This is a genomic window from Albimonas pacifica, from assembly GCF_900113695.1.
Lineage (GTDB): Bacteria > Pseudomonadota > Alphaproteobacteria > Rhodobacterales > Rhodobacteraceae > Albimonas > Albimonas pacifica.
The window spans coordinates 368,266-388,471 of record NZ_FOQH01000001.1 but is presented as its reverse complement, the minus strand read 5'-3'; the positions used below and the strand labels follow the sequence as shown (position 1 = coordinate 388,471).

Here is a 20,206-nt window from a genome sequence, read left to right as displayed (position 1 = left end):
CGGAGGCGATCCGGGCGCCCGACCCGCCGCCGCCGCGACGCAGCCAGGCCCGCCCGCAGGGCGCCTGCAGGCCGCTCGGGCCCCGGAGGCGCGCCGGCGCCGCGGTCACGACAGCAGCGCCACGCCGGCCGCGGGGGGCCAGGAGATCCAGACCGTTTCCTCCCAGGTCGGCGCATCGGCGTCGTGGCGGTCTCGGTTCGCGAGCGTCGCGCGCACCCGCTGGCCGGAGGGCAGGACCACACGGTAGTGGCTCAGCCCGCCCATGTAGGCGATGTCCTCGACCACGCCCTGCGCGGCGCCGCCGACCGGGCCCTCGGGCGCCTCGCGGCGCAGGCGCATCTTCTCGGGGCGCACGGCGACCCAGACCGTCTGGCCGAGCTGGCAGCTCATGCCGTGGTCGATGTAGATCTCGCCCCCCAGCGCCTGGGAGCCGACGCGCAGGTGGTCGGACTCGTCCTCGGTCACCTGCCCCTCGAAGATGTTCACCGAACCGACGAAGTCGGCGATGAACCGGTTCTTGGGGTATTCGTAGAGGTCCCGCGGCGCGTCCACCTGCACCAGCCGGCCCTGGTCCATCACCCCGATCCTCGTGCCCAGCGTCATCGCCTCCTCCTGGTCGTGGGTGACCACGATGAAGGTGGTGCCGAGCGTGTCCTGGATGTCCATCAGCTCGAACTGCGTCTCCTCGCGCAGCTTCTTGTCGAGCGCCGAGAGCGGCTCGTCGAGCAGCAGCGCCTTGGGCTTCTTGGCGAGCGCGCGCGCCAGCGCCACGCGCTGGCGCTGGCCGCCCGAGAGCTGGTGGGGCTTGCGGTGGGCGAGCGTGTCGAGCTTCACCAGCTCCAGCATCCGCTTCACCTGCGCCTCGATCTCGGATTTCGGCAGCCGGTCCTGCTTCAGCCCGTAGGCGACGTTCCTGGCCACCGACATGTGCGGGAACAGCGCGTAGCTCTGGAACATCATGTTGACCGGCCGGTCCCAGGGGGGGACCGAGGTCATGTCCTGGCCGTCGATCTCGATGCGGCCGCTGTCCGGGGTCTCGAACCCCGCCAGCATCCGCAGCAGGGTCGACTTGCCGGAGCCCGAGCCGCCGAGGAGGCAGAAGATCTCCCCCTCGGCGACGTCGAGGCTGATGTTGTCGACGGCCCGGAAGCCGTCGAAGGTCTTCACCACGTCCGCGATGCGGATGAAGGCGCGGTCCGATTTCGGGGCGCGCGTCGGGGGGCTCGCGGGCGCGGTCATGCTCGGACGCCTTATTGGCCGGTCTTGATCGAGGTCCAGGCCCGGTTGACGGTGCGCGAGACGCGCGCGTCGTAGACCACGGCCGTGTAGAGCTTCTTCTTCGCCGCCTCGGTGGGGAAGATGCCCGGATCCGAGGTGATCTCCTCGTCGACCATCGGCAGGGACGCGGTGTTGGCGTTCGCGTACCAGACGTAGTTGGTGATGTCGGCGGTGATCTGGCCGTCCATAATGAAGTTGATGAACTTGTGCGCGTTCTCGGGATGCGGCGCGTCGGCGGGGATCGCCAGCGTGTCCATCCACAGCAGCGCGCCCTCGTCGGGGATCACGTAGGCGATCTCGACGCCGTTCTCGGCCTCGGCCGCGCGGTCGCGGGCGATGAACACGTCGCCCGACCAGCCGACCGAGAGGCACACGTCCCCGTTCGCCAGGTCGTTGATGTACTGCGAGGAGTGGAAGTAGCGCACATGCGGCGCGATGGTCTTCAGCAGCGCCTCGGCCTTCTCGATGTCCGCCGTCTCGGTCGACTGGGGGTCGAGGCCCAGGTAGTTCATCGCCGCCGGAATGATCTCGGTGGGCGCGTCGAGCATGGTGATGCCGCAGTCGGCGAGCTTGGCCGCGTTCGCCTCGTCGAAGACCAGCGCCCAGGAGTTGGTCGGCGCGTCGGCGCCCAGCCGTTCCTCGATCTTGGCGGTGTTGTAGCCGATGCCGGTGGTGCCCCACATGTAGACGACCGCGTGGGCGTTCTCGGGGTCCCAGTTGGCCAGGCGCGCCATCAGGTCGGCGTCCATGTTCTCGAGGTTCGGCAGCTTGGACTTGTCCAGCGGCTGGTAGATGCCGGCCTGGATCTGGCGGGCGAGGAAGTCGCCGGTGGGGACCACCACGTCGTAGCCGGTGGAGCCGGCCATCAGCTTGGTCTCGAGCACCTCGTTGGAGTCGTAGACGTCGTAGGTGACCTTGATGCCGGTCTCCGCCTCGAATTTCTCGATCGTGTCCTCGGCGATGTAGTCGGACCAGTTGTAGACGTTGAGGACGGGCTCCTCCTGCGCCTGGGCGGCTCCGGCGGCGAGGCCTGCCGCAGCGGCGGCGAGGAGGGAAAGAGCGGTCTTGCAGGTCATTGAGCGGGCTCCCTGTCGTCGGCGCCTGCGCGGCGTGCAGGCCCTGTCGAGGGATGACCATATGAGCGCTCTCGCAGGCGCGAAAGGGGGATTCTGAACGCCCCGCCCCGGCGCCGCGGCCGCGACGGCAGGCGAGGCGGCGCCGTCGCCCGCCGGCCCGGGCGCCCGGGCGCGGCCGGCGCGGGGTCAGTAGCCCTCGAACCCCTCCACCGCCCACAGCACGTAGGTCACGCTGCGGTCGGCATGGGTGGCGAAGCGGCCCGAGCCCACCGGAACCGCCCAGGCGAAGCGGTCGGCGATCTCCTGCCCCTGCGCCTCGCTCTCGACCGCGAGCAGCATCAGGCGGTCGTCGCCGGGCTGCAGGCGGGAGCGGAACTCGAAATGGTTCGAGGGCACGCCGTCGGGGTCCCAGACGGCCACGTCCCGAAAGCCCATGCCGCCCTCGAACAGGCACTCCGACAGGCGCCGGCGGTCGTTGGAGAGCAGGACCTGCGCGCCCTCGCCCTCCATCGCGCTCAGCGCCGCCTCGCAGAAGGGCCCGCCGTTGCGCATCTTCTTGTACGGGTCGGCGAAGCGCGGCAGGTCGCGCGCCCAGAGGTCGTAGACCCCGCCCAGCAGCAACACCGCCACCACCGCCACGATCCCGACCCCCGCCTGGACCTTGCCCGCGAGCTCCCCCCAGGGCCGCGCCAGCAGCCAGCGCGCGGCGAGGATCGAGCCCCCCACATAGGCCGGCGCCGCCCAGTTGGCGTTGGCCTGGCTGAGGAAGGCCTGCACGCACATCGCCGCCAGCAGGGGCGCGGCCGACCAGGCCAGCAGCCGCTCGCGCCAGTCGCCGCGACGGGCGGGATCGAAGGGCAGCGTGACCAGCGCCGCCAGCACGGCCAGGAACGCCACCGGCCCGATGACGCCGAACTGGGCGCCCAGGAACTCGGCCAGCTCGCCCGGGTGCGCCAGCCCGCCGCGCCCGACCTCGGCGTTCTCGCCCAGATGCGCGACGGTGACGAAGCCGTGCATCGCGTTCCACACGATGTTGGGCGAGAGCACCAGCGCCGCCACGCCGGCCGCCAGCCCCGCGCCCCTGCGGCGCGAGGGACCGAGCGGCGTCTCGCGCGAGAACAGCACGTAGCCCAGCAGCCCCAGCGGCAGGGCGACGGCGGTGTATTTCGCCAGCATTCCCAGGCCGACGCCGGCGCCGACCAGCGCCCACCAGCCCCAGGGCTCGGCGGACTTCGGCCCCGGCTGAACCTCCATCGCGCGGACCAGCGCGTAGAGCGCCAGCACCCAGCCCGCCATCATCACCGGATCGGTGGTCATCAGCCCGGCCGAGATCGAGACGCCGGGCGCCGCGGAATAGAGCAGCGCCGCCCAGAACCCGCAGCGCGCATCGAACAGCCGCCGGGCGGTCAGGAACACCCCCGCCCCGACCGCCAGATGCGCCAGCGGCGCGAAGAACCGCAGCCCGAAGGCGGTGTCGCCCAGCACGCTCGTGGAGGCGAGGATCAGCCACCCCACCAGCGGCGGCTTGGAATAGTGCCCGGCCGCCATCTCGCGCCCGTAGGCCCAGTACTGCGCCTCGTCGAAATGCACCGGGATCAGCCCCAGCGCGTTCAGCGCCAGCCGCAGGACCGCGAGCCCCGCCAGCATCGCCCAGGCCCGCTGCGACCACAGCACCCGCTCGGCCGCCGCCGCGCCCGAGGCGCCGCCGCCGCGGCCTCCGCCGCCCTTGCCGGCGCCTTTCGCAGCCGGCTTCGGCCCGACCGCGGGCGCCTTGCGCGGGGCGGTCTTCCGCGCCCGCGAGGGGGTCCTGCTGCTCTGCGCGCTCATGCTCGCTCCGGCCTCCCGCGCCTCGCCTCCGGCGCGCCCCGGTTCTGCCAGCGCCCGCCCCCGCGCGCAACCGGACCCCGCGCCGCGCACCGCCCCGCGCCCCCCTCGACGAGACGCGCCCGGCGCGACGCCGGCGGCCCTCGCAGAGCGCCTGTTCTCCGGAGCCGTCCATCGCTGATGCCGATCAGAGCGACTCGCCCGCAGGGGTCAGGGATCGCGAAGCGACCGCGCTTGCGCGGCTTGTCCTTGACCCCTGCGGGCGAGTCGCTCAGGCATCTTCAGCGATGGACGGATCCGGAGGACAGGCGCGGGGCTTGTTCTTGGGTGAGTTCGGAAGCGGCCTGCGCGTCTGAAAGGCCCCCCTCCCCCCGGGGCGGGACCCAGCCAAGCCCGCCCGCAGGGCGCCCGTAGACCGCCTCCTCAACGGAAAACGGCGCGCCCCGATCCGGAGCGCGCCGCCGCATGACCCGGGAGCGTCAGCCCCCGATCACACCTTCTCCTGCGTGTACTGGCGCAGCTCGCGCCGGGCCACCTGGCGGCGGTGCACCGCGTCGGGCCCGTCGGCCTGGCGCAGGGTGCGGACGTGGGTCCACATGTGGGCCAGCGGGAAGTCCTGGCTGAGGCCGCCCGCGCCGTGCATCTGCATGGCCTCGTCGATCACCTCCAGCGCCATCCGCGGCGCGGCGGTCTTGATCATCGAGATCCACGGCCCCGCCTGGCGCGGGTCGCCCTGGTCCATCATCCAGGCCGCCTTCAGGCACAGCAGGCGGCACTGCTCGATCTTGATCCGGCACTCGGCGATGATGTCGTAGTTGGCGCCCAGCTTGTAGAGCGGCTGGCCGAAGGCCTCGCGCTCGAGCGAGCGCTTGATCATCAGCTCCAGCGCCCGCTCGGCCTGGCCGATGGCGCGCATGCAGTGGTGGATGCGCCCCGGCCCGAGGCGGCCCTGGGAGATCTCGAACCCCCGGCCCTCGCCCAGCAGCAGGTTCTCCGCCGGCACGCGCACGTTCTCGAAGCGCAGGTGCAGGTGGCCGTGCGGCGCGTCGGGATTGCCGAACACCTGCATGGCGCGCAGTTTGGTGATGCCGGGCGTCTTCGGATCCACCAGGATCTGGGAATGCTGCTGGTGCTTCGGACGGTCGTCCGAGGGCGTGTGCACCATGACGATGTAGAGCTCGCAGCGCGGGTCGCCGGCGCCCGAGATCCACCACTTCTCGCCGTTCAGCACATACTCGTCGCCGTCGCGCACGCAGCTCAGGCGGATGTTGGTGGCGTCGGAGGAGGCCGTCTGCGGCTCGGTCATCACATAGGCCGAGCGGATCTTGCCCTCGAGCAGCTTGCCCAGCCACTTGTCCTTGTGGGCCTGGGAGCCGTAGCGCTCCAGCACCTCCATGTTGCCGGTGTCGGGGGCGGAGCAGTTGAAGGTCTCGGCCCCCAGCGGCGCCTTGCCCATCTCCTCGGCGAGGTAGGCGTATTCGACGGTCGAGAGGCCGTAGCCGCGCTCCGAATCCGTCAGCCAGAAGTTCCACAGGCCGCGCTCGCGCGCCTTGGCCTTCAGCCCGTCGATGATCTCCAGCATCTCGGGGGTGTAGGTCCAGGGGTCCGGGGCCTTGGCGTGGGCCTCCTCGAAGGCGGCCGAGGCGGGGATGATCTCGTCGCGGACCATCGTGGCGACGGCCTCGTGAAGCGGCTTCAGCCGCTCGGTCATGCCCAGCGACATGGTCTCGAGCTCGGGCTTGATGAACTCGGGTCTGGCGTTCATGGGGTCTCCTCCCGTTTCCGTCGCCCCTGCCCTTTCAGCGGGCTTCCAGCCCTCCCAGGGCGAAGGCGACGATTTCGTCGATGATCCGGTCGAGATGCGCCTCGGTCTCGCCCTCGCGGGGGCGATACCAGTAGACGGCGCCGTTCAGCGCCGGCAGCAGCGTGCGCACCGTCACCGCCGCGTCGCAGCGGCGGAAGGCGCCGGTTTCCTGCCCCTGCTCCAGCACCCGCAGGAACAGGCGTTCGTGGGCGCCGCGCAGGTGGATCAGGTCGGCCATGGCGGCGCGCTGCTCGGGCGCCGCGCTTTCGCGCAGGAACATCTCCACGCCCTGCAGGGCGCAGCGATGCCAGGGCTGGTCCTTGAGGATCGAGCGCACGTGCACCCGCATCATCCGGTCCATCCGCGCGCGCGGGTTTCCGCCGGCCCCTTCGGCCTGCGCCACCGCCTCGTGGATCATCTCCAGGCTGCGGCGCACGACGTCGGTGAACAGGTCCAGCTTCGAGCGGTAGTAGTGGTAGACGCGCCCCTTGGTGGCCCCCATCCCGCGGGCCACGTCGTCGATCGAGGTGGCGGCGAAGCCCCGCTCCATGAAGGCCACCGCGGCGGCGGCGAGCACCTCTTCGAGGGCCTGCGCGCGGGCCGCCTCGGCCGCCGCGGCCGGGTCGAGGGGGGCGTCCTGCGCCGCGTCCGCGGGCGCGACGCCGACGACCGTCCCGACCACCTCGGAAGACGGATCGGAGGGGGCCGCGCCGGGCCGGTGCTGCGGGGTTGCGCTCATCATCGGGAGCCTACATACTGCCGAGTATGTCGTCAACGCCGGCGATCGAGATCCGCTCCGGCGCCCCTCGGGGGACGGCCGGAGCCGGGCGCGAGACCCGGCCACAAGAATGCATGGGGAGGACGCGTTGAGCTATCTCGACGACCTGTTCGGCGTGCGCGGCAAGACCGCGCTGGTCACCGGCGGCGCCACCGGCATCGGGCGGATGATCGCCGAGGCGCTGGCCCAGGGCGGCGCCCGCGTGCTGATCGCCTCGCGCAAGGGCGCCGACTGCGAAGCGGCGGCGGCGGAGATCAACGCCCTGATCAAGGAGGCCGGCGGCGTCGGCTCGGTCGAGGGCTTCTCGGGCGACGTGGGCTCGGAGGGCGGCTGCGAGACGCTGGCCCAGGAAGTGGCCAAGCGCACCGACGCGCTGCACATCCTCTTCAACAACGCCGGCGTCGCCTGGGCCGCGAAGGACTTCGACACCTTCCCCTACGCCGCCTGGGACAAGGTCTTCCGCGTCAACGTCGCGGGCGCCTACGAGCTGACCCGCCAGCTGCTGCCGCTGCTGGAGAAGGCCGCGACGGATGCCGACCCCGCCCGGGTGATCTCTCTGGGCTCGGTGATGGGCCACTGGCCGATCGGGGACGGGAGCTATTCCTACTCCGCCTCCAAGGCCGCGGTGCATCAGATGACCAAGATCCTGGCCAAGGAATGCGCCTCGCGCCGGATCACCTTCAACGCCTTCGCGCCGGGCCCCTTCCCCTCCCGCATGACCGCCTTCGCGACCGGGACGGAAGAGAAGCAGGAAGCGGTGGGCCAGGACATCCCGCTGGGCCGCGTGGGCCGGGCGCAGGACATGGCCGGCGCCGCGCTCTACCTGTGTTCGCGCGCGGGCGCCTACGTGACGGGCTGCATCCTGCCGCTGGATGGCGGCATCGGCGTGATGACGGGCGGAGACCTGTGGGAAAAGGGGAGAGACTGACATGCTGACCGAAAACGGGGTCGAGGACTACGATCCGCTCGCCCGCGACGTGCCGACGTGGTCGGTGGCCGACTTCAAGGCGAAGATCGGCGAGGAGATCGGCGTGACCGCCTGGTTCCACATCACGCAGGAGGCCGTCGACGCCTTCGCGGTGGCCACCGACGACCGCAACTTCATCCACGTCAACCCGCCCCGCGCGAAGGAGCACGGCCTGCCCGGCACGATCGCGCACGGGTTCTTCACCCTGTCGCTGCTGGCGGGCTTCGCCTACCAGCTCTCGCCGAAGGTGAAGGGCGCGGTGATGGGGTTCAACTACGGGCTCGATAAAGTCCGCTTCATCAACCAGGTGCCCGTCGGCTCCAAGGTCCGCGGCCGCTACACGCTGGCCGACGCGCAGGAGAAGGACGGCGCGCTCGTCACCGCCTACGACGTGGTGGTGGAGATCGAGGGCCAGGAGGTCGCCTCGGGCGGCAAGCCCGCGCTGGTCGCCACCTCGCGCGGATACGCGAAGCTCGGGGGGGAGGCATGAGCCGCGAAGCCAACGCCGCCGCCCAGCTCGACGAGGCGGCGCTCGGCGCCTACCTCGAAAAGCATGTCGAGGGCTTCAAGGGCCTGCAGGAGGCCAAGAAGTTCTCCGGCGGCCAGTCCAACCCGACCTACCTGCTGACGGCGAACTCCGGCCGCTACGTGATGCGCGCCAAGCCCCCGGGGGAGCTGCTGAAATCCGCCCACCAGGTGGACCGCGAGTACAAGGTGATGAAGGCGCTCGGCCCCACCGCGGTGCCGGTCCCGAAGATGTACCACCTGGCCCCCGACGGGGACGAAAGCCCCATCGGCCGTATGTTCTACGTGATGGAGTATCTCGAGGGCCGCGTGCTGTGGGACCCGCGCCTGCCGGATCTCTCGCCCGAGCAGCGCTTCCTGACCTACGACGCCCTGAACGAGGCGATGGCCGCCCTGCACGACGTCGACGTGAAGGCCGTGGGGCTCGAGGATTTCGGCCGCCCCGGCAGCTACTACGAGCGTCAGTTCGGCCGCTGGTCCAAGAACTACCGCGCCTCGGAGACCGAGCATCACCCGGACATGGAAGCCCTGATCAAGTGGCTGGAAGAGAACATGCCCGCCGATGACGGCACCGTGTGCCTGGTGCACGGCGACTACCGGCTCGACAACGCCATGTTCCACCCGACCGAGCCGAAGCTGCTGGCGGTGCTGGACTGGGAGCTGTCGACGCTGGGCCACCCCTACGCGGACCTCGGCTACCAGTGCGCCTACTGGCGCCTGCCCTACTCCGAGCGCGTGCGCGGCATCGGCAACCTCGAGCGCAGCCGCGCCACCGGCCTGCCGGTCGAGGAGGAATACGTCGAGGCCTACTGCAGGCGCCGCGGCCTGACGGGGATCCCGAACTGGGAATTCTACGTGGCCTTCTCGCTGTTCCGCTACGCGGCGATCATCCAGGGCGTCTACAAGCGGGGCCTGGACGGCAACGCCTCGGACCCCGAGACGGCGAAGAAGTCCGGCAAGAACGTCCCCATCGTGGCGCGCGTCGCCATCGAGGGGCTCGAGAAGGCCGGGTCGCTCTGATGGCCGGCCGGTTCGAAGGGCTCACGGTCCTGATCACCGGGGCCACGGGCGGCTTCGGATCGGTCTCGGCCGCCATGTTCGCGAAGGAGGGGGCCCGCCTGGTCCTCTCCGACCACCCCTCGACGCCGCTCGACGAGGTGGCGTCGGGGATCGAGGGCGAGGTGGCGACGCTGGCCGGCGACGTCACCGAGGACGGCATCCACGACCGCCTCGTGGCGCTGGCGAAGGACCGCTTCGGCGGCCTCGACGTCGCCGTCAACAACGCCGGCCTCTCCCACCCCCGCGCCCGCCTCGAAGAGGTGGAAGACGCCCGCGCCCGCCTGGTCTTCGAGGTCGACCTCTGGGCCGTCTGGAAGGCGATGTCCGCCCAGATCCCGGCGATGGACGTCCGGCAGGGCGGCCGCGGCGGCGCGATCGTGAACATCGCCTCGCTGGCCGGCATCGCCGGCGCCCCGATGATCTCGGTCTACTCCGCCGCGAAGCACGGCGTGATCGGCCTGACCAAATCGGCGGCCGCCGAGAACGCCCGCCGCGGCATCCGCATCAACGCCATCTGCCCCGCCTTCGCGAAGACCCCCATCGTCATGGGCGGCGCCGTCAAGGCGATGATGGACAAGGGCTCCACCCAGGAGGAGGCCGAGGCCTTCGTCTCCCGCGGCGTCCCCATGCGCCGACTGGGCGCGCCGGAAGAGATCTGCCAGGCGATCCTCTGGGCCGCCGACCCCGCCAACGGCTTCATGACCGGCCAGGCCATCGCCATCGACGGCGGCGTCACCGCCGTCTGACGCGCCCAGCTTGCCCCAGGCCCCCGCCCGCCACGAGCCCTTCCGGGAGCGCCTGTTCTCCGGAGCCGTCCATCGCTGATGCCGAAAAGAGCGACTCGGGCGGAGGGGTCAAGGATCGCGAAGCGACCCCCGAAGGGGGCTTGTCCTTGACCCCTCCGCCCGAGTCGCTCAGGCATCGTCAGCGATGGACGGCGCCGGAGAGCAGGCGCGGGCTTGTTCTCTGGTGAGTTCGGAAGCGGCCTGCGGGCGCCAGCCCGCCGCGCGCGAAGCGCGCGCATGCCAGGCCCGCCCGCAGGGCGCCTCCTCCCCCCTTGCCGGCGCGGCGGAGGGCCGCGCCCGTCGCGCCTCGCTGGACAGCCGCGCCTCCCCCGGCGTAGCGCGGAAAGGTCAGGAGATCGCCGCATGTCCCAGCCGTCCGCCCCGCCCGCCTCGTCCGACGTCGTCATCGTCGGGGGCGGCGTCGTCGGCGCCGCTATCTCCTGCTGGCTGAAGGCCTTCCTCGGCTTCCCCGGCTCGGTGACGGTGATCGAGCGCGACCCGAGCTACGCCCGCGCCTCCACCGCCCTCTCCGCCGCGGGCCTGCGCCGGCAGTTCTCGACGCCGGTCTCCATCGCGCTCTCGCGCTACGGCGCCGAGGTCCTGCGCGCCGCCCCCACGCTCTTCGCCATCGACGACGAGCCGGGGCCCGACCTGAATTTCCGCGAGGACGGCTACCTGATGCTCGCCGCCTCCCCCTCGCAGGAGGCCGCGATCCGCGCCAATCACGCCGTGCAGACGGCCGCGGGGGCGGAGACCCTCCTCCTGACCCCGGACGAGATCGCCGCCCGCTGGCCGCACCTGCGCACGCACGACCTGACGCTCGGCGCCTTCGGGCCCCGCGGCGAGGGCTGGTTCGACAACATGGGCTTCCTGACCGCCGTCTCCCGCAGGGCCCGCGCCGCCGGCGCGCGCTTCGTGACGGACGAGGCGAGCGGCTTCGAGATGCAGGGCGGCCGGGTGGCGGCGGTGACGCTCGCCTCCGGCGCCCGCATCGCCTGCGGGTCCGCGGTCGTCGCCGCAGGCCCCCGCAGCGGGGACGCCGCCGCCTGGGCGGGCCTCGCCCTGCCCGTGGGCCCTCGCAAGCGCACGATCTTCGTCTTCGACTGCGCCACGCCCCCCGACCCGGCCACCCGCCCGCCGATGATGATCGACCCCTCGGGCGTGTTCTGCCGTCCCGAGGGCCGCTTCTTCCTGGCCGGCGCCCCCCCGGTCGAGGACCCCGAGGTCGCCCTCGACGACTTCGACCCGCGCCACGAGGAATTCGAGGAGATCGTCTGGCCGGCGCTGGCCGAGCGCTCGGAGGTCTTCGAGGCGATCCGCCTGCAGCGCTTCTGGGCCGGCCACTACGAATGGAACGCCTTCGACCGCAACGGCGTGGTGGGCCCGCACCCGGACGTGGCCAACCTGGTCTTCGCCACCGGCTTCTCCGGCCACGGCCTGCAGCACGCCGCCGGCGTCGGCCGCGGCGTGGCGGAATGGCTGCTGCACGGCGGCTACCGCAGCCTGGACCTGGCGCCGCTGAGCTGGGCGCGCCTGCTGGAGAACCGCCCGCTGGTCGAGACCGAGATCATCTGAGCGCCGCGACCGCCCCGGCGCGTCCCGGGCTCGACCCGGGACGCGCCGGCGCCCGGCCTGCGGCCGAGGCCCCGGGTCGAGCCCGGGGCGCCCCGCTCCCGCCGCAGGACGCGGAAGGCCCCGGAAACGCTCCGGGGCCTCCGCGGTTCGAACGGCCGGCCTCAGGCCCGGTCGGCCTGCAGGATCGTGGCGTAGTTGGCGACCGCGGCGCCGCCCATGTTGAACAGCAGCCCATGCTCGGCGCCCTCGGCCTGCATGCCGCCGGCCTGGTTGGTCAGCTGCCGGAAGCCCAGCGCGTGCATCGAGACGCCGGTGGCGCCGACCGGGTGTCCCTTGGCCTTCAGCCCGCCCGAGAGGTTCACCGGCGTCCGGCCGCCCTTGAGCACCGTGCCCTCGGCGATCGCCTGCCCGCCGCGGCCGGCGGGGGCGAGGCCCATGGCCTCGTAGACCAGCAGCTCGGCGATGGTGAAGCAGTCGTGGACCTCGGCGAAGTCGATGTCGGCGACGCTCAGGCCCGCCGCGGCATAGGCCTGCGCGATGGCGCGGGCCGGCCCCTCGAAGGCCACGAAGTCGCGGCGCGACATCGGCAGGTAGTCCGAGACATGCTCGGCCGCGGCGATCTTCACCCGCTTCCCGGCGTCCCCCGCGACGTCGGCGGCCTGCAGCACGATGGCGGCGGCCCCGTCGGTGACCAGCGAGCAGTCGGTCAGCCGCAGCGGCGGGGCGATCAGCGGGTTCTTCTCGCCGACCTCGTTGCAGGCCTCGAAGCTCATCGGGCGCTGCATCTGGGCGAGCGGGTTGTCCATCGCGTTGGAATGGTTCTTGGAGGCGATGCGGGCCATGTCGGCCAGCGGGTCGCCGTGGCGCTCGGCGTAGGCGCGCGCGGCGAGGCCGAAGACCTGCGGGAAGCTCAGCGCCGCCTCGGCTTCGTCGTTCTGGTAGCCGGCGCCGGCCAGCGCCTCGGTCACGTCGGGGGTGGAGCGGTGGGTCATCTTCTCGGCCCCCACCACGAGGACGGTCTTCGCCTTGCCGGCAAGGATCGCGTTGATCCCCGCGTGGATCGCGGCGGCGCCCGAGGCGCAGGCGTTCTCGCAGCGCGCGGCCGGCGTGAAGCGGAAGTCGGGATGCGCCTGGTGGATCAGCGAGGAGGCGAAGCCGTCCTTCACCAGCCCCGAGTTGAAGTGGCCGAGGAACACGGCGTCGATCTGCGAGGGGGCGGTCTGCGCCTCCTCCATCGCCTCGCGGGCGCTCTCGACGATCAGCGCCTCGAGGCTGTCCTGCAGGCGGCCGAACTTGGTGTGGCCGGCGCCGGTGATGTAGATGTCCTGGCTCATGGGTCGCTCCCTTCCCGTCGCTTTCGCGGTTTCGTGCATATGCACAGCTCCGGCGGGTTGCTTCCATACGCAGGACTACGTAGGTGCCTGCGTAGACGGGCGAGGAGGCGGACACGATGGCGGGACGAAAGCGGCCTCCGGCCTCGGAGCAGCCGGACCTCTTCGCGGAGGCGGGCCTGTCCCCCGCCCCGCCGGCCGAGGCGCCCCCGAAGCGGCCGCCGCCCCCGGACCTGAGCGCGACGGACGACGCCTCGCTGTCGGCGCTGGCCTTCGTCGAGGCGCCGGTGGCCCTGCTGGTGCTGGCCAACCGCCGGATCCTGCAGGCCAATCCGGCGGCGGCGGCGCTGTTCGGCTGGCCGCGCCACCTGATGCAGGGGCAGTCGGTGCGGATGCTCTACCCCTCCGCCTTCGAATTCCGCGCGGTCGGCGAGCGCTGGCTGCGGCTGATGCGCGACCGGCCGGTGCACGAGGACGAGCGGGTGATGCAGGCCCGCGGCGGGACGATGTTCTGGGCCCGCGCCCGCGGCCGCACCCTGACGCCCGATGCGCCGTTCGAGCTGATGGTGTGGACCTTCGAGAAGCTGGAGGGCCCCGAGACCCCCGACCAGCCCGGCCTGACCGCCCGCGAGCGCGAGATCGCCCTGCACGTGGTCGCCGGGCGCACCGCCAAGCAGATCGCGCGCCTGCTCGACATCTCCCACCGCACGGTGGAGGTGCACCGCGCCTCGGTGATGCGCAAGCTGGGGGCGCGCAACGTGGCGGAGCTGGTGTCGCGGATCATGGAGACGCGGTGAAGCGGCGGGCGCCGAGGGGCGGGGGCGCCCTGCGGGCGGGCTTGGCGATGCGCGCCTCCGGCGCGCGCGGGCTTCGCCCGCGGAAGGCCGCTTCTGAACTCACCAGAGAACAAGCCGCGCCTGTTCTCCGGAGCCGTCCGTCGCTTTTGATGCCTGAGCGACTCGGCCGATGGGGTCAAGGACAAGCCCCGCTGGCGCGGGGTCGCTTCGCGATCCCTGACCCCATCGGCCGAGTCGCTCTGATCGGCATCAGCGACGGACGGCTCCGGAGAACAGGCGCTCCCGGCGGGCGTCGGGACGGGCGCATGGGGCGGGCGGCGCGAAGGCGGGCCAGGGTCGGGGCGGCGGCCCGCTGCGGGGGCCGGAGGGGCGGCCTGCGACTCGGGCGCCTATCGGCGGCCGGCCGGGGACGGCGCCGCCCGTCGCGGCCAGGGCCGCGGTCAGCCGAGTCGGGAGGAGATCACGCCGGTGTTGATGCCGCCCATGCGCAGCTCGCCGAACAGGCGCTGGTATTCCATCTTGGGGCACAGGTTCTGCACCACCTCGACGCCCTTCGCGCGGGCGCGGGCGGCGGCAGGCTCGTTCACCACCCCGATCTGCAGCCAGATCACCTTGAGGCCGCGGTCGAGCAGCGTCGCCAGCGCCTCGTCCACCACCTCGCCCGCCTGGTCGGAGCGGCGGAACACGTCGACCATGTCGATCGGACCGAGCTCGGCGGGGATGTCGGCCAGCGAGGCGCGCACCTCCTGCCCCCACAGCCGCTGCCCCGCGGCCACGGGATTGACGGGAATCACCCGGTAGCCTTTCAGCGCCAGGTAGCGCCCCACGTAGTTCGAGGGCCGCACCGGGTTGGTCGAGACGCCGACCATCGCCACCGTCCTGACGCTGCGCAGGATGCGGCGCAGCCCGTCCGGCGAGGGGTTGGAGGCGGGGTCGAAAGGGGCTTCGGTCTCGGTCATGGGCTCACCTTAAGCCGCGGCCTTCGCTGGGGAAAGCGGCGCGGGGCGGGGCGACGAAAAAAGCGCCCGCACAAGGCGGGCGCTGAAGTCGGAACGAGGGACAGTGAGTGGATGACGGGGGCGGACCCGCCGTCATCGCCTCATGGGAAGTATATGGAGCCGCGACGGGACCTTGGAAACCCCCTCGCGAAAGTTTGCGGTATGTTTCAGCCTCCCCGTCGCCGCGCGGCCACGCCCCGGAACGGGGCGCCGGGGGCCGGTCCGCGGGCCCGGCCCGCCGGAACCGCCTCACCGGGGCCGGGTCGCGGCGTAGAGCGAGACCGCGGCCGCGTTCGAGACGTTGAGGGAGCCGAAATCCGCCGCCGAGTCGATCCGCACCAGCGCGTCGCAGGTCTCCCGCGTCTTGGGGCGCAGGCCGGGCCCCTCGGCCCCCAGCGCCAGCGCCACGGGGCCGGGACGGGCGGCGAGCGCCGCGTCGATCGTCGTCTCCCCCTCCCCGTCGAGGCCCAGCAGCGCATAGCCCATCCCGCGCAACGTCTCCATCGCCGAGGAAAGGTTCTTGACCCGCAGGTAGGGTTGGCGCTCCAGCGCGCCCGAGGCGGTCTTGGCGAGCGCCCCGGTCTCGGGCGCGGCATGACGGGCGGGGGCGACCACGGCGCGGGCGCCGAAGACCTCGGCCGAGCGCAGCACCGCGCCGACGTTGTGGGGATCGGTGACGCGGTCGAGCAGCACCACGACGTCGCGCTCCCCCCGCGGCGCGCAGACCTCCTCCAGCGAGCCCCAGTCCAGCGGCAGCACCTCCAGCGCCGCGCCCTGGTGGACGGACTGGGGGTCGAGCGGGGCGTGGAAGCGGCGCGGATCGGCGGATTCGGGCGCGAGGCCGGCGGCCTCGATCACGTCCTCGCCGAGGCGCACCGCGGCGTTGGGCGTCAGGATCAGGCGGGTCTTCTTGCGCTTCGGGTTGGCGAGCGCGTCGCGCACCGCGTGCAGGCCGAAGAGCCACAGCGCCCCGTCCCCGCCCGGCCCCTGCCGCCACGGCGCGGGCCTGGGCGCGCCCGGATTGCCGCGCGCGGGGCCTTTCGGCCCGCCCTTGCCGCCGCTCCACGCTCCTTTCGCGGGGCGCGCTCCGCCGCGCTCCCCCCGCTCGGCGCGGTCGCTGGTCCTGGCGCTGGGTTTGCTGCGATCGCCGTCCTCGGCCATGACGTTGCTCCTTCGCGCGGAAAAAGGGCGCGGGGACCGCTTGACCTCCCGCACGGAGCCCCTTACACCCCGCGTCGCGCCCTGTGGAGGGGTGGCAGAGCGGTCAAATGCAACGGACTGTAAATCCGTCGGGGAAACCCTACGCTGGTTCGAATCCAGCCCCCTCCACCACGCAGCCCTTCTCAAAACTGCTGATCCTGTGTCGCCCTGGAAGTCTCCGACATTTCCGAGGGTTAGCCGAGGGTCGCACTGCCGAGACCTCACGCGAGCACCGAAACCGGAGCGGAAACGCCCCCGGAAGGGGCGTTTGGGCTTTGACACGTGAACCGGATGGCGGCCCGAGCCGCGGCGCGATAACCCCGGGCATGCGCCGCATCTTCTACGCCCGCCATCGTTTCCCGCCGGTCATCATCCCGCACGCGGTCTGGCTCTACCTTCGGTTCGCCCTCGGCTGCCGCGATGTCGAGGACCTGCTGGCCGAGCGCGGCATCGACGTCTCCTGCGAGACGGTGCGCCGCTGGACGCTCAAGGTCGGCGCCGCCTATGCCCAGCGGATCCGGGAGCGGCGCCTGCGGCCCACCGGCCGCTGGCGCCTGGACGAGGTCTTCCTGCGCATCCAGGGCCGGATCCACCATCTCTGGCGCGCCGTCGACGACGAGGGCGAGGCGCTCGAGGTGATCGTGCAGCCTCGGCGCAATCGGAAGGCGGCCCTGAAGCTGCTGCGCAAACCGCTCGAACGACAGGGTTTCGCGCCGGAGGTCGTCGTTACGGACCGTCTGCGCTCCTACGGCGCGGCCTTGCGGGATCTCGGCCTGGCGGACCGCCAGGTGACCGGCGGCCGGTTGAACAACCGGGCCGAGGTCTCGCATCAGCCGACGCGCAGGAGGGAGCGCCAGAGGCGAGGCTTCCGCTCGCCGGGCGGGGCCCAGCGCTTCCTCTCGACCCACGCCGCCGCCTGCACCCATTTCAACAACCAGCGTCACCTGATTTCCCGCCGAACCATGAAGAGGTTCCGGGCGGAGGCCCTCGCAACCTGGCGCGCGATCGCCGCCGCCTGAGGTCGGGCCCGGTGTCGCTCGCGGGCGCCGCCGACTTTACGTGTGAAAGCCCGCAGCGCGGTCAGCGCTGCCCGATGCGGCGGCGAAGCGAGGGGGGGTCAGCGTCCGCGGAAGGCGGGCGGGCGCTTGGCGGCGAAGGCGTCGCGGCCTTCCTGGTAGTCCTCGCTGTCGAAGCAGGCCTGGACGGCGGCGTCGATCGCGGCCCGGTCCTCCGGGGCGGGACGCTCGAGCGCGCCGCGGATCGCTAGCTTCGCCGCCGTCATGGTCAGCGGCGCGTTGCGGGCGATGCCGGCGAGATAGTCGCGGGCCGCCTCGTCGAACCCCGTCGCGGGCAGGATCCGGTTGATCAGGCCGAGGCGCAGCGCCTCCGCCGCGTCGTAGCGCCGTGCGGTGAAGAAGATCTCCGCCGCGTTGGCCGGACCCACCACGTCCACCAGCGTCTTCACCCCGGCATAGCGGTAGCCGAGACCCAGCCGCGCGGCAGGGATCGCGAAGCGCGTGTCCTCGGCCGCGATGCGCAGGTCGCAGCCGAGCGCGAGGCCCAAGCCCCCGCCCACGCACCAGGCGCGCAGCAGGGCCACCGTCGGCTTCCCGATCCCGGCGATCGCCTCGCCCGCCTCGCGCCCGACGCGGTCGTATTCCGCGACCTGCTCGGGCGTGGAGCGCAGGCGGCCGAACTCGGTGATGTCGGCGCCGGCCACGAAGGCCTCGTCCCCGTCGCCGCGGACCGCCACCACGCGCACCGAGTCGTCGGCGGCGAAATCGGCCATCACCTGCGGGATCTGGCGCCACATGGCGTAGGTCACCGCGTTGCGGCGGCGGGGGTTGGAGACGATCATCCAGCCGACGCCGCCCTCGACCCGCGCCTCGATCCGGGGGGTGTAGCCGTCCGCCTCGGCGACGGGTTCGATCCTGCTCATACGACCTTGCGCTCCTTCAGCCCGCGGATCGCCTCGGCGTCGAGGCCGAGCTCCGCGAGCACTTCGACGGTGTGCTGGCCCGCCTCGGGCGTCGGCCGGTCCAGCACGGGCTCTGCGCCCGACATCCTGAGCGGCTGGTTCAGCACCTTCAAGCGCCCCCGGACGGGATGCTCCACCTCGCCCACCAGGCCGAGATGCCGGACCTGCGGATCCTCGAACACCTCGTCTATGCCGTAGATCGGGCCGCAGGGAATGGCGGCCGCCTCCAGCGCGCTTCGGAGATCCTCGGTGGTCCGGGTTCGGGTGATCTCGCGCACCAGCGCGTTCAACGCCTCGCGGTTCTCCAGCCGCTTGGGCCCGGTCGCGTAGCGGGGATCGTCGGCGAGCTCCGGCCGGCCGATCACCGCGCAGAAGTCGCGCCACATGCGCGCGCCGGTGACGGCGATGTTCATCGAGCCGTCGCGGGTGGGATAGACCCCCATCGGCGTCGCGGTGGGATGGTCGTTGCCCGCCTGGCCCGGCACCACGCCGTCGATCAGCCAGCGGGCGGCCTGGAAGTCCAGCATCGCCACCTGCGCCTGCAGCAGGCTGGTCTGCACCCAGCGCCCCTCGCCCGTCCGCTCCCGGTCCAGCAGGGCCATCAGGATGCCCATGGCGCAGAACATGCCGGCGGTGAGGTCGGCGATCGGCACGCCGACCCGCACCGGACCCTGGCCGGGCAGGCCGGTCACCGACATCAGCCCGCCCATCCCCTGCGCCACCTGGTCGAAGCCCGGCAGGTCCGCATAGGGCCCGGTCTGCCCGAAGCCGGAAATCGAGCCCAGCACCAGCCGGGGATTGCGGGCGTGCAGCCCCTCCCAGTCAAGGCCGAGGCGCGCCTTCACGCGGGGGCGGAAATTCTCCACCAGCACGTCGGCGCCGTCCACCAGCCGCATCAGGATCTCGCGCCCTTCCGCCGACTTCAGGTCCAGCGTCAGGCTGCGCTTGTTGCGGTGCAGGTTCTGGAAGTCCGAGCTGGCGCGGTCGGCGTAGCCGCTGGCGTCATCCGGCGGCTCGACCTTGATCACGTCCGCGCCCCAGTCTGCGAACTGCCGGACGCAGGTGGGGCCCGAGCGGATGCGGGTCAGGTCCAGGACCCGGTAGCGCGACATCGGTCCGGCCGGAGCGGCGGGGGCGGAGGTCGGGGAGGGGGCGCTCATCGCGGCGCCTCCACCGGCACGATGCGTTCCTCGCGGATCGAGACCCAGACCGGCGCGTCGAGGTCGAAGACCTGCTCCGCCGGCGCGGCCGCGCGCAGGGTGGGGCCGGGGGCCCCCTCCAGCGTCAGGCCGTAGTCCCAGCGTTCGCCGAGGAAGATCCGCTCCCCGATGCGGGCGGCGAGCTGCACCTCGCCGGGACGGGGCGCGGCCTCGGCCCCCCGGGCCGCGAGGCGCAGGTTCTGCGGCCGGATCGAAGCCAGCACCGCCTCGCTCCCGCCCTCGGGATCGGGGATCGAGAAGGCGGGGAAGGTCAGCCGGCCGGCGCCGCGGCGCCCCTCGATCAGGTTGGTGCGGCCGATGAACTCCGCGGCGAAGCGGGTGCGCGGGCGGGCGTAGAGGTCGTAGGGCGCGTCCACCTGCTCGACCCGGCCGGCGTTGATCACGGCGATGCGGTCGGAGATCGCCATCGCCTCGGACTGGTCGTGGGTGACGTAGACGGTGGTGATGCCGAACTCCAGGTGCATGCGCTTGATCTCCGCGCGCATGTCCTCGCGCAGATTGGCGTCGAGGTTCGACAACGGCTCGTCCAGCAGCATCACCTTGGGCTGGGGCGCGACCGCGCGGGCCAGCGCCACGCGCTGCTGCTGGCCGCCCGACAGCTCCGCGGGATAGCGCCCGGCCAGGTGGCCCAGCTTGACCACGTCCAGGATCTCGGCCACGCGGCGGGCGACCTCCTCCTTCGGCAGGCGCTTCATGCGCAGGCCGAAGCCCACGTTCTGCGCCACGGTCATGTTCGGCCAGATCGCATAGCTCTGGAAGATCATGGACATGCCCCGCCGCTCCGGCGGCAGCGAGCCGCGGGGGGAGGAGATCTCGGCCCCGTCGAGCAGGATCCGTCCCGCGGTCGGCGCGATGAAGCCCGCGATCATGCGCAGGGTCGTGGTCTTGCCGCAGCCCGAGGGGCCGAGCAGGGACAGGAACTCCCCGTCCCGCAGCGTCAGGGACACCCCGTCCACGGCCTTGAAGGACCCGTAGCTCTTGGACAGGCCGTCCAGCACAAGCGTCGTCATC

The 20,206-nt window shown here is 72.3% G+C and carries 18 protein-coding genes and 1 tRNA gene; 8 read left to right on the top strand and 11 right to left on the bottom strand.

The window, feature by feature from the left end:
- Window positions 1-105 precede the first annotated feature (105 nt).
- The 5 genes from BM064_RS01540 to BM064_RS01520 all read right to left on the bottom strand — a co-directional run bounded on the left by BM064_RS01540 (window position 106) and on the right by BM064_RS01520 (window position 6,721).
- Window positions 106-1,239, bottom strand: coding sequence for an ABC transporter ATP-binding protein (locus BM064_RS01540; protein ID WP_092857125.1), 1,134 nt, complete (start codon window positions 1,237-1,239; stop codon window positions 106-108).
- A gap of 11 nt (window positions 1,240-1,250) precedes the next feature.
- Window positions 1,251-2,354, bottom strand: a complete 1,104-nt coding sequence (locus BM064_RS01535) for a polyamine ABC transporter substrate-binding protein (protein ID WP_092857123.1) — start codon at window positions 2,352-2,354, stop codon at window positions 1,251-1,253.
- Window positions 2,355-2,540: 186 nt separating this feature from the next.
- Window positions 2,541-4,181, bottom strand: coding sequence for an ArnT family glycosyltransferase (locus BM064_RS01530; protein ID WP_092857121.1), 1,641 nt, complete (start codon window positions 4,179-4,181; stop codon window positions 2,541-2,543).
- Window positions 4,182-4,668: 487 nt separating this feature from the next.
- Window positions 4,669-5,943 (bottom strand): acyl-CoA dehydrogenase family protein, encoded by a 1,275-nt coding sequence (locus tag BM064_RS01525; protein ID WP_425426137.1) that lies wholly within the window; start codon window positions 5,941-5,943, stop codon window positions 4,669-4,671.
- 34 nt (window positions 5,944-5,977) lie between these two features.
- Complete coding sequence (locus BM064_RS01520) at window positions 5,978-6,721, bottom strand: TetR/AcrR family transcriptional regulator (RefSeq protein ID WP_177236109.1); 744 nt, start codon at window positions 6,719-6,721, stop codon at window positions 5,978-5,980.
- 127 nt (window positions 6,722-6,848) lie between these two features.
- Between BM064_RS01520 and BM064_RS01515 the strand changes: the two genes are divergently transcribed.
- The 5 genes from BM064_RS01515 (at window position 6,849) to BM064_RS01495 (ending at window position 11,671) form a co-directional block, all read left to right on the top strand.
- The gene (locus BM064_RS01515) at window positions 6,849-7,688 is read left to right on the top strand and encodes an SDR family oxidoreductase (RefSeq protein ID WP_092857117.1); all 840 of its coding nucleotides are present in this window, start codon (window positions 6,849-6,851) and stop codon (window positions 7,686-7,688) included.
- A 1-nt stretch (window position 7,689) separates the two neighbouring features.
- A complete protein-coding gene (locus BM064_RS01510; RefSeq protein ID WP_092857115.1) occupies window positions 7,690-8,217 on the top strand; it encodes a MaoC family dehydratase in 528 nt (175 codons plus the stop codon).
- On the top strand, window positions 8,214-9,272 hold the full coding sequence (locus BM064_RS01505) for a phosphotransferase (protein ID WP_092857113.1): 1,059 nt from the start codon (window positions 8,214-8,216) through the stop codon (window positions 9,270-9,272). Before BM064_RS01510 ends, BM064_RS01505 begins: the two co-directional genes overlap by 4 nt.
- Window positions 9,272-10,057 (top strand): SDR family NAD(P)-dependent oxidoreductase, encoded by a 786-nt coding sequence (locus BM064_RS01500; protein ID WP_092857111.1) that lies wholly within the window; start codon window positions 9,272-9,274, stop codon window positions 10,055-10,057. The genes BM064_RS01505 and BM064_RS01500 overlap by 1 nt, the downstream gene beginning before the upstream one ends.
- 402 nt (window positions 10,058-10,459) lie before the next feature.
- On the top strand, window positions 10,460-11,671 hold the full coding sequence (locus BM064_RS01495) for an NAD(P)/FAD-dependent oxidoreductase (protein WP_092857109.1): 1,212 nt from the start codon (window positions 10,460-10,462) through the stop codon (window positions 11,669-11,671).
- Between the two features lie 161 nt (window positions 11,672-11,832).
- Here BM064_RS01495 and BM064_RS01490 read toward each other — a convergent pair whose 3' ends face one another.
- A complete protein-coding gene (locus BM064_RS01490; RefSeq protein WP_092857107.1) occupies window positions 11,833-13,005 on the bottom strand; it encodes a thiolase domain-containing protein in 1,173 nt (390 codons plus the stop codon).
- Window positions 13,006-13,121: 116 nt separating this feature from the next.
- Here BM064_RS01490 and BM064_RS01485 point away from each other — a divergent pair, with 116 nt between their 5' ends.
- Window positions 13,122-13,799, top strand: a complete 678-nt coding sequence (locus BM064_RS01485) for a LuxR family transcriptional regulator (RefSeq protein ID WP_092857105.1) — start codon at window positions 13,122-13,124, stop codon at window positions 13,797-13,799.
- A 440-nt stretch (window positions 13,800-14,239) separates the two neighbouring features.
- Here BM064_RS01485 and BM064_RS01480 read toward each other — a convergent pair whose 3' ends face one another.
- Both BM064_RS01480 and BM064_RS01475 read right to left on the bottom strand, forming a co-directional pair.
- Window positions 14,240-14,758, bottom strand: a complete 519-nt coding sequence (locus BM064_RS01480) for a CoA-binding protein (protein ID WP_092857103.1) — start codon at window positions 14,756-14,758, stop codon at window positions 14,240-14,242.
- A 288-nt stretch (window positions 14,759-15,046) separates the two neighbouring features.
- Complete coding sequence (locus tag BM064_RS01475; protein WP_092857101.1) at window positions 15,047-15,958, bottom strand: TrmH family RNA methyltransferase; 912 nt, start codon at window positions 15,956-15,958, stop codon at window positions 15,047-15,049.
- Between the two features lie 85 nt (window positions 15,959-16,043).
- Between BM064_RS01475 and BM064_RS01470 the strand changes: the two genes are divergently transcribed.
- Window positions 16,044-16,129 (top strand) — tRNA-Tyr (locus BM064_RS01470).
- 194 nt (window positions 16,130-16,323) lie between these two features.
- Window positions 16,324-17,016 (top strand): IS6 family transposase, encoded by a 693-nt coding sequence (locus tag BM064_RS01465; RefSeq protein WP_092857099.1) that lies wholly within the window; start codon window positions 16,324-16,326, stop codon window positions 17,014-17,016.
- Between the two features lie 98 nt (window positions 17,017-17,114).
- On the opposite strand, the gene BM064_RS01460 is transcribed toward BM064_RS01465, so the two are convergent.
- Genes BM064_RS01460 through BM064_RS01450 form a run of 3 tightly spaced genes read right to left on the bottom strand, consistent with a single transcriptional unit; the run spans window position 17,115 to window position 20,205 of the window.
- On the bottom strand, window positions 17,115-17,936 hold the full coding sequence (locus tag BM064_RS01460; protein ID WP_092857097.1) for an enoyl-CoA hydratase: 822 nt from the start codon (window positions 17,934-17,936) through the stop codon (window positions 17,115-17,117).
- Window positions 17,933-19,135 (bottom strand): CaiB/BaiF CoA transferase family protein, encoded by a 1,203-nt coding sequence (locus BM064_RS01455; protein WP_092857095.1) that lies wholly within the window; start codon window positions 19,133-19,135, stop codon window positions 17,933-17,935. Before BM064_RS01455 ends, BM064_RS01460 begins: the two co-directional genes overlap by 4 nt.
- Window positions 19,132-20,205 carry an ABC transporter ATP-binding protein gene (locus BM064_RS01450; protein WP_092857093.1) on the bottom strand — a complete coding sequence of 358 codons (1,074 nt, stop codon included), beginning with the start codon at window positions 20,203-20,205 and terminating at the stop codon, window positions 19,132-19,134. The genes BM064_RS01455 and BM064_RS01450 overlap by 4 nt, the downstream gene beginning before the upstream one ends.
- Window position 20,206 lies beyond the last annotated feature (1 nt).